Source organism: Lysinibacillus sp. JNUCC 51 (assembly GCF_015999525.1).
Lineage (GTDB): Bacteria > Bacillota > Bacilli > Bacillales_A > Planococcaceae > Lysinibacillus > Lysinibacillus xylanilyticus.
On sequence record NZ_CP065545.1, the window covers coordinates 4,996,545 to 5,008,884 of the forward strand.

11 protein-coding genes and 1 riboswitch are annotated in these 12,340 nt (G+C 35.0%); of the genes, 2 read left to right on the forward strand and 9 right to left on the reverse strand.

What is annotated here, in order from left to right:
* Positions 1-393 precede the first annotated feature (393 nt).
* Positions 394-1,308 (forward strand): C40 family peptidase, encoded by a 915-nt coding sequence (locus tag JNUCC51_RS24170; protein WP_337990134.1) that lies wholly within the window; start codon positions 394-396, stop codon positions 1,306-1,308.
* Between the two features lie 337 nt (positions 1,309-1,645).
* Here the strand turns inward: JNUCC51_RS24170 and JNUCC51_RS24175 are convergent, their stop codons facing one another.
* The 8 genes from JNUCC51_RS24175 to JNUCC51_RS24210 all read right to left on the reverse strand — a co-directional run bounded on the left by JNUCC51_RS24175 (position 1,646) and on the right by JNUCC51_RS24210 (position 10,565).
* Positions 1,646-2,074, reverse strand: a complete 429-nt coding sequence (locus tag JNUCC51_RS24175) for an NUDIX hydrolase (RefSeq protein ID WP_337990135.1) — start codon at positions 2,072-2,074, stop codon at positions 1,646-1,648.
* A gap of 79 nt (positions 2,075-2,153) precedes the next feature.
* Positions 2,154-2,957, reverse strand: a complete 804-nt coding sequence (locus JNUCC51_RS24180) for an ABC transporter ATP-binding protein (protein WP_337990136.1) — start codon at positions 2,955-2,957, stop codon at positions 2,154-2,156.
* A 12-nt stretch (positions 2,958-2,969) separates the two neighbouring features.
* Entirely contained in the window at positions 2,970-3,743 is a 774-nt protein-coding gene (locus JNUCC51_RS24185; protein WP_337990137.1) for an ABC transporter ATP-binding protein, read from the reverse strand.
* A gap of 13 nt (positions 3,744-3,756) precedes the next feature.
* Positions 3,757-4,566 carry an ABC transporter permease subunit gene (locus JNUCC51_RS24190; RefSeq protein WP_337990138.1) on the reverse strand — a complete coding sequence of 270 codons (810 nt, stop codon included), beginning with the start codon at positions 4,564-4,566 and terminating at the stop codon, positions 3,757-3,759.
* Between the two features lies 1 nt (position 4,567).
* Positions 4,568-5,521, reverse strand: coding sequence for a nickel ABC transporter permease (nikB, locus tag JNUCC51_RS24195; protein ID WP_337990139.1), 954 nt, complete (start codon positions 5,519-5,521; stop codon positions 4,568-4,570).
* Positions 5,522-5,592: 71 nt separating this feature from the next.
* Positions 5,593-7,212 carry a nickel ABC transporter substrate-binding protein gene (gene nikA / locus JNUCC51_RS24200; RefSeq protein ID WP_337990140.1) on the reverse strand — a complete coding sequence of 540 codons (1,620 nt, stop codon included), beginning with the start codon at positions 7,210-7,212 and terminating at the stop codon, positions 5,593-5,595.
* A 142-nt stretch (positions 7,213-7,354) separates the two neighbouring features.
* Positions 7,355-7,546, reverse strand: a riboswitch (cobalamin riboswitch).
* Between the two features lie 394 nt (positions 7,547-7,940).
* On the reverse strand, positions 7,941-8,519 hold the full coding sequence (locus JNUCC51_RS24205; RefSeq protein ID WP_337990141.1) for a histidine phosphatase family protein: 579 nt from the start codon (positions 8,517-8,519) through the stop codon (positions 7,941-7,943).
* Positions 8,520-8,756: 237 nt separating this feature from the next.
* Positions 8,757-10,565 (reverse strand): M3 family oligoendopeptidase, encoded by a 1,809-nt coding sequence (locus JNUCC51_RS24210; RefSeq protein ID WP_337990142.1) that lies wholly within the window; start codon positions 10,563-10,565, stop codon positions 8,757-8,759.
* A gap of 443 nt (positions 10,566-11,008) precedes the next feature.
* Between JNUCC51_RS24210 and JNUCC51_RS24215 the strand changes: the two genes are divergently transcribed.
* On the forward strand, positions 11,009-11,125 hold the full coding sequence (locus JNUCC51_RS24215) for a YjcZ family sporulation protein (protein WP_100542355.1): 117 nt from the start codon (positions 11,009-11,011) through the stop codon (positions 11,123-11,125).
* Positions 11,126-11,480: 355 nt separating this feature from the next.
* On the opposite strand, the gene JNUCC51_RS24220 is transcribed toward JNUCC51_RS24215, so the two are convergent.
* Entirely contained in the window at positions 11,481-12,200 is a 720-nt protein-coding gene (locus JNUCC51_RS24220) for a Dph6-related ATP pyrophosphatase (protein WP_337990143.1), read from the reverse strand.
* Positions 12,201-12,340: the final 140 nt, after the last annotated feature.

Sequence of the window (12,340 nt, forward strand, 5' to 3'; positions counted from 1 at the left end):
ATATAAAGTGTATTAATAGCAACAATCTTTACGAATCAGCCTAAAAATGAATGACAGCTTGCAGATGGTCGAAAAGCTTGTAAAGAAAATATAGGTGTTAAAGTATAAAAATCCACCAGTTAATAATCGAGAGGTCATTCTTAACTGGAGTTCTGGTAATATTTAGTTATATTAATTATCCAAATTAACACTATAGACCCTTTTCGTCCAATTATTCCTACAATTTTTAGTAAAATTGCCCATGATTATTGCAGAAGTTTTACACAGTTAAAAATAAGGTTTCAATTTTGCTGTTTAAGAGTAATCGGTAATATTAATGAAAAATAACTCATGCCTGTTTCATGCTATTCTTACTTTATTCAAAAACAAAAGCTTTTTGAAAGGAGTAAGGTTATGAAGAAAAAAATATTATTACCCATTTTCGCATCGTTTATGTTCTTTACAGGAATGGGTGTTCATGAAGCGAAAGCGGCAACAATAGCAGATATAACAAATACAGCAAAAGCATATATAGGTGTTCCTTATCAATATGGAGGGACAGATATTAAGACAGGTATAGATTGCTCAGCATATACACAAATCGTTTATTCTAGGTTAGGGATTTCACTACAACGTACATCTACAGCTCAATATCAGCAAGGTTCTTCGATTGCTAAAGATCAGTTGAAGTCTGGTGATCTTGTATTCTTTAATACTTCGGGAAGCGGTGTTTCTCATGTTGGCATTTACATAGGTGACAGCAACTTTATTTCAGCTACTACAAGCTCTGGGGTTAAAATTGATAAAATCAATGATCCTTATTACTGGGGATCTCGTTACGTAGGGGCAAAACGCGTAGCAAACTTCACTGAAAATGATTTAGGAGAAGTAAAAGGTGAGGAAATCGACTTTAGCGTTTATGCATCGCGTGGAGAGGTAGCTCTTAAACTAGCTAAACAATTACATTTAGATACTAGTAATACTAATTCAAGTTTTCCTGATGTAACACCAACGTCTAAATATGCGGGTGCTGCGGAAGCACTTAAAAAAATCGGCGTCTTTACCGGGGATGAAAATGGAAAATTCAATCCTGGTTCTCCGATGACACGTGGTCAATTATCGAAAGTTTTAGTGGAAGCATTCCATTTAAAACAACAAGGAGCAGCAGTACAATTTGATGATGTTTCAAGTACGCATTGGGCTTACAATTATGTATCAATTCTAGCTTCCAATAAAGTTACAGTTGGAAAAGGTGACAATACTTTCGGAGTGAACGACAATGTTACACTTGTACAATTAGATGCCTTTATCCAACGATTAGCTCAATAACTTCAAGAAAAGGTGTTTCATCTATGGATGAGATACCTTTTTCTTCATTTGCTTCTAAGCAATATTATTTCACACTTCTCCCAACCTCATAATCACTATACATATAAAAAAGCCAGTACTAATTGTACTGACTTAAAAAATTATTCAAGTTGTTTGATCATTTTTTAGGAAGATAAAAGACTATTTTTCAAGTGTCCTATCTACAGGTACCATATTAAAATAGAGTTTCTTTTTAATAAAGCTTGATTATTCTAATATCCCTTATCGAATTATTACCTCCACCTACAGGTATACTACCCAATGTACAAGTAAGAAGGCTCTTAACTCATTTAGTAATCTAAAGCAAATCGACTAATCCGTCTGGAACTAATACTAATTTATTATTTGTAAAATCGCTAATTGGCTTCCAAAGCAATTTGAAGATTGCACCATTATCTTCTTGTCCGAAAAAAGAAGGTTTTTCATAAAAGGACTTTTCAATAAACTCTGCATCATATATAAAAACTACTTCGTGTCCGAGGTCACCGTTATATGTAAATATGTTTTCGATTGTCCCTAAATAGTTTAAGTTCATTATGGTTGCCCCGATTTCTTCGAGTACTTCCCTCTTTATTGCTTGAGAACTTGTCTCCCCATATTCAATTCCTCCGCCAATTGGCCGATAGTAATGATCTCCCTTTACTTCATCGAAGCCTTCAGCGACAAGTATTGAATCGCCTTTCCTAAATACACAAATAGCAATGGCTCGAATTTGACCTTTCCTCATGCCATACCTCCATTATCAACTGTATAAGATTTTTCCTTATTATAACAATAATATTTGTAAAAATAACTTTCCCGCTTCATTATCGAAAAAATTTCTTAGTTCTTTCTCGAGGATGTGATGGCAAAATTGCATTGTATAGCTCTAGAGATGCGGGATGCTTGTATGCTACATCTTTCCCAATCTCCTCAACTAGTTGTCCGTTCTCCATCACGACGATGCGGTCTGACATATAACGTGTCGCTTGTAAATCATGAGAAATAAAAATGTAAGCAAGCTGCATATCTTTTTGCAGTGTTTGTAGTAATTGTATAATATGCTTCTGCAGGATCATATCAAGACTACTAATGGCTTCATCTAATACAATCAATTTTGGATTTAAAGCAAGAGCCCTTGCGATGTTGACACGTTGCTGTTGCCCTCCACTAAGTTGCGAAGGGTTTTTTTCAGCAATTGTACTTTCTAACTCCACACAGTCTAGCAGTTCCTTTACTTTATGCTGCCTCTCTGTTTTGCTGAACTGTTCGAAATTAAGGAGAGGTTCTTCTACTATCTCAAAAATCGTCTGCTTTGGATTAAATGAATGATAACTGTTTTGAAAGACAGCCTGTAAATCTCTACGTATTATTTTTTTTTGCTTACTTGTTGTTTCGTAAAGATTAATACCTTGAAATAGAACCTCACCTTTTGTTGGTCGCTCAATTCCTAAAATAATGCGCCCTAATGTACTTTTGCCAGAACCACTTTGACCAACAATTCCTAAACATTCGCCCTCCTGAAGTGAAAATGTCACCCCTTGTAATACAGGAGCTTCCTGTCCTCGTTTGAACATGAATGGTCTTTGAGCATACTGCATCTCTATATTTTTCACTTCTAGTAGCGTCATATTTTTTCACCTCTAAAACATTATTCTTGATTGTAAAAGTTTCTTTGTATAGGGATGCTGAGGTTCATCAAAAAAATCATAGACATTGGCGTGCTCAATTATTTCGCCTTGATACATCACAGCCACATCGTCAGCTAGTTCAGCAATAACACCTAAATCATGTGTCACAAGAATAATAGTAGCCTCTGCTTCTGAGCGAATACGATCAAAAAGTGTTAATATTTGTTTTTGATTGACTGTGTCAAGGGCTGTCGTTGGCTCATCTGCAATATATATAGAAGCTTTTATCGCCAATGATAAAGCAATCATTACTCGCTGTAACATTCCACCACTTAATTGGAAAGGATAATAGTGCAGAAGCTTCTCTGGATTGGGTAAGTTGACTTTATACATGGCATCAATAGCAATCTGTCTTATTTCTTTTTTAGTCATCACAAAGTGAGCTTTTAATGATTCTCGAAAATGGCTTTCGATTGTTTGAATACTATCAAAAGCTGTAGACGGATTTTGCATAATCATAGACAGATGCCTTCCGCGATACACTCTCATTTTAGAGGCTGATACATTCAATAAATTTTCTTGTTGGTAGATGATTTGGCCATGGGTGATTTGCGCCGCAGCCGGTAAAGATTGCATGATGGCGTGGCAAAGCATTGTCTTTCCACTACCACTTTCACCTATAATCCCTAAGACACGTCCTTTATAGGCTGTCATATTGATTGAGGTTAATATATTTTTCTCACCGATTTTTACAGTTAAGTCTTTCACTTCTAAAACTTTCTCCATAATTACCCCTTTACTAGTCAAGCTTCTTAAAACTACTTGCCAAATGATTCAATAATAGCACAACAAGGACGATGGCAAGTCCAGGATAAAGCATTAATTCAGGATGTTGACGGATGTATTGTTTCCCTTCATTCACCATCATTCCCCATTCAGGAATAGGGGCCTGCACACCAAGTCCAATAAAGGAAAAGCCTGCGATTTCTAAAATAACCTTTCCTATATCTAAAACAACTATTGTAACAATAGGTGGCAGTAAATTGGGGATATAATGGCGTATGATTAATTTGATGCCTGAAGTGCCACTGATTCTTGCTGCTTGAATAAAATCTTTTTCATTCATCCCAATAAATAAACCTCTTATCAATCTTGAATAATAAATAAATTGCGTAAAAATAAGTGCGATTAACACATTTTTTAAGCTAGGACCTAATAAACCTAAAAGTCCAAATGCAAGGACAAGTGTAGGAAAAGCTAATAATATATCACATATTCGAATAAATAGATAATCTACAATGCCTCTTTTTAGCGCAACGAAAGCACCTACTAAGATAGCTAAAAGAATAGCTACTATTTGAATGACGAGCGCTGATCCTAAAGAATAGCGAATACCTAAAAGCATTCGTGAGAAAACACATCTTCCTAAATGATCTGTACCTAATGGATAGTCCCATGAAGGGGCTAAAAATTTCTTTGATATATCAACTGCTATAGGGTCATGGGGCATTAATACTGGCGCAAACAATCCCAATAAGCCAATGACTAGCAGTATCGTTAGACTAAATAATCTTTTAATATTTGCTCTTTCTTTTCGTAATAGGCTCACTTCAATCTCTCCTGTCCTTCATCATAAGATGAGGATCCAATAGACGATGCAATACATCTGTGCATAAATTTGTAAGCACATAAATGACAGCTATAATCAATACATAGCATTGTACAACTGGGTAATCTCTATTAATAATGGATTCTATTAAATATCTACCGAGTCCTGGCCAACTAAAGACCTGCTCCACAATTACTGCACCACCTAGTAAATTACCAAGCGTCATACCTAACAAAGTAGATAGCGGTATAACAGCATTTCTCAAAACATGATGGACGAGGATAACTGAGTTTTTTAATCCTCTTAGCTGTGCATATTGAACATAATGCTGTTGTAATTCTTCAATGATAGCTGAACGAATAAACTGAACGAACAGTCCAATCGTTGGTAAAGCCAATGCGAATGCAGGTAAAACTAGATGAGCTAGTGTACCTTTCCCATTTGTCGGGAAGATTCCTAATTTCAAGCTAAATAAATATAATAGTAAAAAACCTAACCAAAATGTTGGAATCGATACACTCATGACCGTAAATAGTCTAATTACTTTATCGATGATGGAATGCTTATACAATGCACTTATTATTCCTAATGGCATACTTATTCCTAAAATCAAGACAAATGCAGCAACTGCTAATTCAATGGTTGCGGGTATTTTAGCGAATAGCTCATGTGCTACAGGTAATTTACTTACAAAAGATGTACCAAAATCTAAATGCAAAACGCCTTTTATCCATAGCAAATATTGAATAAAAAAAGGTTTGTCTGTTCCAAGTTCTTCTCGTAAAGTTTGAATGGCTTCTGCTGTTGGTGCAACTCTTGCTAATCTAAGAATGACCTCAGCAGGTTCTACTGGGACGAAACGAATAAATACAAAGGTCAGGATGGATACACCCAATAGTACAAACGGTAATGTTAAAATTCTTTTTAAACAAAACATCCATGTCGATTCATACATGCTGTCACTTCCTAATCAATCCTATGATAAAGAGAGAGTTGTCTTTTATCGACATACTCTCTCTTTTACAGTTATTTTTCTTTCTCCATTTGTGCAAATGGAATATCGTATTCAGATGCACGTGGAGCAAAATCCTTCATATATGGCTGATAAATCACGCTATTAGTTTCGTAAGATATAGGATAGAATAGTGCTTGGTCATGGAACATGGTTAAAATATCCGTATAAAGTTGCACTCTCTCTTTTTCATCTGTACCTACTAATAATTGATGAATTTTGTTATCGATTTCTTTGGCATTTGGTAAGCCTAATTTCGCTTCATAGACACCATTAGCGTTTGGTGTAGCTGATTCATTAGCAAAGCTATGTGGATCTGTTGGTGGTCCATTTGTACGCCAGAAATTAATATCGACTTGATTATCCATTAATTTTTGAAGACCCACCATCACATCTGCGCCTTCTAAATTCAACTGTACCCCTATTTTTGCTAGTTCACCTTGCATGAGTTCCGCCATTGGTTTTTGAATCGCATCTGTTGCAATGTAGATTAAATCTAATGTTAGTGGTTGTCCGTCTTTAGAGCGAATTTTTTCACCCTTTTGTAGCGTCCATCCCGCTTCATCAAGAAATTGCTGCGCTTTTTTCGGATTATATAAAATTGGAGCTAAATCAATATTGGCATATGGTATAGCATCCCAAAATAGTGTATGGGCAACTTTTTCTGTACCATGTGTAATACTGTCAACCATTTGCTCCTTATTGATTGCATATTGAATCGCTTGACGTACCTTTAATTCTGCCAATGGTCCAGACTGTGTATTAAAAAGCAGCGCTCGCGTAGACAAAGGTTCAGACGTAGCGGTTTTATATTTTCCACTATCTTTTAAATACGTATAGTTATCTAAACTAATGATGCCACGACCATATATTAAATCTAATTCTTCGTTTTCAAATGCTAACGAAATAGATTCTGAATCAGGAATAATTTTTACTTTTATTTTATCTACAAGAGGTTTTTCACCCCAGTAGTTTTCGTTTCGACTAAATAAAGCATATTCATCCTTTTTGTATTCTGTTAATACCCATGGGCCTGTCCCAATTGGTGCTTTGATTGAATCTTGTGTCGTATCACCTTTAGGGAATCCATTTTCCCCTAAAAAACGGAACGGTCTTACGAAGGCAAGTTCGTTTAATACAGGGTAATAGGGTTCATCCAATTGCAAACGAATTGTAAAGTCATCCACTTTCACAACGTCTTTAATATGATTGACCATGCCCATCCAAGAATGCATATCACGATTAGCTAAAACTGCATTAAAGTTACGAATCACATTGTCTGCATTAAAAGCCGTTCCATCAGAATACTTAACATCTTTTCTCAAATGGAAAACATAAGAGGTTTTATCCTCTGAGATGTCCCAACTTTCCGCTAGTTTCGGCGTAATTGTTCCGTCATCGTTATATTCAACCAATGATTCATAGACCATTGCTTGTGCTGTCATTTGATTTGGTAAATATGTATGGGGATTTAATGGACCTACATCTAATGGCCACCCAATCGTTATCATTTTTTCGTCTGTCTGTTGTTTCGATGCTGTCTCTCCCTTTTCATGATCAGTGCTTGTACAGCCAGTGAGTAAACTGAAGATCAAAACAAGCATGAAAGGAAGTAAATACTTAGTCAATCTCATTTTCTGTCTCCTATCGTTGTTTGCGGTGCACGAATCTACTTATTAAAAGAAGGCATAAAAAAAACCTTATTTCAAAAGAATAAGGACAGAATAACTTACTATGAGTAAACTCCCATCCATCTCCCTATCTTTCGTAGATCATCAATGAATCTCTTTACAAGCAGGCATTCTGGCTCATGAATCATGATTTTGCTTCACCTTCCCAAGTAATCACTCAGTGGTAATCGAAACAAAACTCCTCATTTACAGCTGCGGGACAGCATGGGATTTACACCCATTTTCCTTTTAATTGAATGAAAGTTATCTCACTCAAACTTGTAATGATTGCTATGAAATTAGTATTAAACATAACATGCTCTAATGTTCGCGTCAATTTTATTTTCTGAATATAATAAAATTCACAAAATAAATAATGACTAACATAACAAGGCCAGGAGCTTAAACCTGGCCTTGTTTGACTTCAGCTTTCTTCAATGAAAACAGAATATAGATCTTTATCAATTTCATGGGAATCTTCTATAACCCACGAGGTTTCGGTTAAAATTCGCTGCAACCCCTCCAGCCCTAGATATCGGATTTGCACGCCAATAAACTCTGTAAAACCTAGGTATCATGGATTTACATTCGCCCGGTCGAAAATTAATGAACCCGTGACCCTTTTTATCAAACTTTATTCCCTGCGCCATTTCTCAATAATAGCTCCTGTTTTCATTACAATGTAATAGTTATTAGTCAACATTAATTTGAAACCATCCTGTTTCATCAGGAAAGTCCCTTCTGGATAACGTTTGGCCAGAAATCAATTGACGATATGAAGTGATAGTACCATCGTGTGAAACTATAAAAATCTTATCTTTTTTCAATAACTTCAAATTTGCAATAAATTGTTGTGCAATGTTATTGAAATCACTATCTGGCATAGTATTTATACCATCTGACCACAAATCAGGAGGCACATTCATATCGATTTCTAGATTCGGATAATCCTTTTTGATTGTTTCTAAATTAATGATTTTATCACAAGGCAATGTTTTTCCATTTGGGTGGAAAGGAAATATTCGTGGGGAAACAAATGGGCTTACTATCTTACGACAATCAACATGCGAAGTCCAAATTAGTGCAGTTTCCAGCGTTCTTTTAAGAGGACTAATAAATATAATATCTTCTTCCGTTAAGGTGAACTTTTTCCTTAACAACTTCGCTTGACTTATTCCTAATGCTGTTAATGAAGGATTATTTACTTGCAAGCTATTTGGAAAAGCTAGTGTGTGTTCACCTTGGCCATGACGAATAAATATCAATTCCACTTTATCACCACTCTTCTTAACAAATAAAATGCCGTTAGATTGATCAAAATAGCGTATTCTTTTTGATTACACCTCACAGACCAGGCAGCGTTATTTATCTCGAAATTTAATCTTTAATATACTATGAACACCAGTACCATCGAGATAATGTTTTCACCATATTCAATAAGTCCACCAGGAAAGTCTACTTACTAATGAAGGTGGTTTATTTTCTTTATCATTAAGGTTTCGTTATCTTTAAATAATGTTACACTCACTACTTAATTTGATAAATTCATCCACATCTTTAATGCATAATTCAATTCCTTTTATCCAAAATGCTTCCGAAGTGATATCTTCACCTAAATGTTTCATCACTAAATCTTCTGTGCACATACTCCCTGAATCGCGAAGCAAATTCAAATAACATCTTTCGAATTCTTTACCTTTTTCTTTTGCCTTTGCAAATAAACTCAATGCAAACAAATATCCGAATGAATATGGAAAATTATAAAAAGGAGATTGTGTAATATAATAATGTGGTGTCCATATCCATGAATGCAGTGAAGGATTATCAAGAGAACCATCATATCCTTCATCTATTGCTTCTTGCATAATTTCGTTTAAGCGTGAAGATGAAACAATTCCTTCTTTACGTTCTTCATAAAATTTCATTTCAAATAAAAACCTAGAATGAATATTCATGAAATTCATGACACTACGCTTTAATTTCTCATCAAGTAAAAATAATTTTTCGTTAGTAGATTTAGCTTTTTGCATTGCTGCATCTAATATAATCATCTCTGAAAACGTTGAAGCAGTTTCAGCAACGCTCATTGGATATTGTTTATTCACTCCATTAATAGATTTCATTGCATCGTTATGGAAGGCATGTCCTAATTCATGAGCAAGTGTTAAAACATCAGTAATTGTACCGCCAAATGTCATGAAAACTCTTGATTCTTTCGAAAGTGGAAATCCTGAACAAAATGCAACAGCTGACTTTTTTGCACGATCTTCAGCCTCTATCCATCCTTTACTAAATGCCTTTCTAGAGAAATTTTCTAATTCTGTTCCGAATTCACTGAAATACTCCAAAATAAAATTAACAGCATCTTCGTACTCTATTTTTTGATTTTTTGTTGTAATAGGTGCCCAAAAGTTAAATGATTGCATCTTTTTATAGCCATTTATTTTTGCTTTTTGATTTAGGTAGTCAGTGAAGGGTTTTTTAAATTTATTAACTACAGACCACATCGCATCAAGTGTCTCCTCCTTCATACGATTTTTATTTAAAGATTCTTGTAGTACATTATCCAGACCACGCTTCTTGTAAACTTGTAATCGAAAGCCTGCAATATGATTTAATATTTTCGCAAAAAGTTCTTCATTTTCTTTCCACGTATCTTCTAAAGCATTATGGGCTTCTTTACGAACATCTTCATTAGGATGTGAACGTAAGTTGATAGCTTGACCTACTGATAAATTTTTTTGTTCTCCATTTATTTGAACTTTAATCGTAATAGTATTCATAAAAGAATTATAAAATTGCCCCCAAGCATGATATCCATCTACCATAAGGTCTGATAGTAAATTTTGTTCTCCATCTGAAAGGGTTGTCTCACCATCTTCACGCCATTCATTCAGGATAAACTTAAAATTTGCTAAAACATCAGTATTCAATAAATCTTGCCACAAATGAAGATCAATTTTTACCAGCGTATTTTTCACTTTTTTTAATGCAGATTCAAAACGAGTATTTAGGATCGTAATTTTCCCTTGCAAAATTATAGCATCCTGATCTTTAGAATCTTGAGCAAGAAGGCAGGTTATAAAAGAACTTGCTTGAGATATATTAGTTCGAATATCTCCTATGTATTCCACTAAAACAGCAACATTAATTGATTCATTTATGCTTTGTGGAAGATCTAAGAAATTTGTTTTTTCTTCAAATTCCGAAATTTCTTTTTCTAAATATCTTATATGTTCATGTAATTGAGATGATTGACTTCCACCTTGGAACAGACTATCTAAGTTCCATACTTGCCTATACTTTGTTTCGCCCAATTATTTCTCCCCCTAAATTTTACTACCCTGTAATAACCAAACATACATTCCCATCATATCACATAGTGAGTATTATTTAAATATCTTGCGCAATTGCATCAGTATTTAGTTAATTTACTAATATAAGCAAAATCAAATGGTCAATATATACATTAATTTCCCCTTTTTGGCATAGTTAAGGTATAAAGAAAGGTAGTGTATAAATACGCAAAATCAGTTGTTATCACTTCAGATTGATAAAATTGTCGAAGTACTAAGTGTTTATTTGAAATCATGGAAGATTTTGAAGCAAAATATATTCAATTGTATCCCTGCAAGATAAAATAGACAGAACAACTACTAGGGGATTCTTTTAAAAAAATTTAAATTCAATGAGTAGTTAAATATCGCAATTCCATTTAACAACTAATCATATTATATATTGTAGAAAGGAGGTAATAACTATGTCTGAATACTGCGGTAGTGGCGGCGGTTATGGTAATGGCTCAGCTTTTGCGCTAATCGTTGTTCTATTCATTCTATTGATTATTGTCGGCACTAGCTTCATTGGCTTCTATTAATACCCAATACCGCCACCAATGCTCATAATTTTTAGGATAATATAAAGTTATCCTTTCCCTTCTAATATATACAAAGGGTCACACTCCTCCGGTGACCCTTTAATTATTCGCATCTGATTTGGGACTGAGTGACGTTTTTGAGATGTAGAAAACACTTTAATATACAGTCAGTTGAAAATAATAGAGACACTAAAAAGTTTGTGTTTTCATTCAATCTAGTACAGGGTTAAGCATATGTTTGTCGGTGACACGTAGGATAACGAAGACACCTAACACATTTTTTGCAAGCAGACAAAAAAACATGAGACCCCACCTCAAATAGATAGATGATGCCCATGTAATTCTCCGTATGTTTTTATTCCACTATTTCCCTATGATTTTCAGCACTTTGAGCAAGTTCTAAAGGTAAAAAAGCATATTCACCATTTCTAATAATCTCACATTTACGAACTGGAATAGGTTGTTTGAAAATTGGCCCATCTAATACTGTAGTATGGAACTCTCCACCTTCTCCGCAAGGGTCAATACCACGAGCTTCAAGCTCCTTTATGTATTCATGGGTTAACGTCCGCCCTAAATCTTCCTCGCGCATCCCCAAAGATAAATTAACAGTTACAATGATTGTAACAAATCCTAAGTTTATAAATTCTTCAACAGCTTCACGATGATACATTTCCCATAAAGGCATGCCTAGTTTTAATCCAGCATTCTTCGTAACCTTGTCATGCCAGCAGCCATGTTCAGGCATATCTAAGTCTCCTGTTACTAAAACTTCTGCACCATGATTTTTAGCTTTTTCTAAAAGACTCATAAATACTCTTTCATATTCTATCCAGCTTGCTGCTGCAGTATAAACAGGTAAACCTATAGATTTCGCTTGAGCACGTATGAGTTCCGGAGGCATTCCGTGAGATCTGGACCGTTCCCCTTCTTCCTCCAGCATAACGATTAATCCAACCGCTTCTCCAACCTTCATTGCTTTATATAACGCTAAGACACTATCCTTACCTCCACTAAATGAAGCTATAAATTTATGCCCTTGAGCATTATTTTTCCAATCCAATATTTCTGACATTCAAATCTTTCCCCTTTTTAATGACTTTTCTAAGCTCCTTCTTAGAATAACAATCAATTATAATTATGCCTCGGCATAATTGCGTCCGGAATCGGCTTTGTGCTTAGGCCTGCAGATGTTTTTTGCGCGAAAGCGGAGTG

Bases quoted from the DNA above. Each gene is read 5' to 3' on its own strand.
- JNUCC51_RS24180 (WP_337990136.1), bottom strand. From the start codon at position 2,957: ATGACGCTACTAGAAGTGAAAAATATAGAGATGCAGTATGCTCAAAGA.
- JNUCC51_RS24215 (WP_100542355.1), top strand. From the start codon at position 11,009: ATGTCTGAATACTGCGGTAGTGGCGGCGGTTATGGTAATGGCTCAGCT.
- nikA (WP_337990140.1), bottom strand. From the start codon at position 7,212: ATGAGATTGACTAAGTATTTACTTCCTTTCATGCTTGTTTTGATCTTC.
- JNUCC51_RS24175 (WP_337990135.1), bottom strand. From the start codon at position 2,074: ATGAGGAAAGGTCAAATTCGAGCCATTGCTATTTGTGTATTTAGGAAA.
- JNUCC51_RS24220 (WP_337990143.1), bottom strand. From the start codon at position 12,200: ATGTCAGAAATATTGGATTGGAAAAATAATGCTCAAGGGCATAAATTT.
- nikB (WP_337990139.1), bottom strand. From the start codon at position 5,521: ATGTATGAATCGACATGGATGTTTTGTTTAAAAAGAATTTTAACATTA.
- JNUCC51_RS24185 (WP_337990137.1), bottom strand. From the start codon at position 3,743: ATGGAGAAAGTTTTAGAAGTGAAAGACTTAACTGTAAAAATCGGTGAG.
- JNUCC51_RS24170 (WP_337990134.1), top strand. From the start codon at position 394: ATGAAGAAAAAAATATTATTACCCATTTTCGCATCGTTTATGTTCTTT.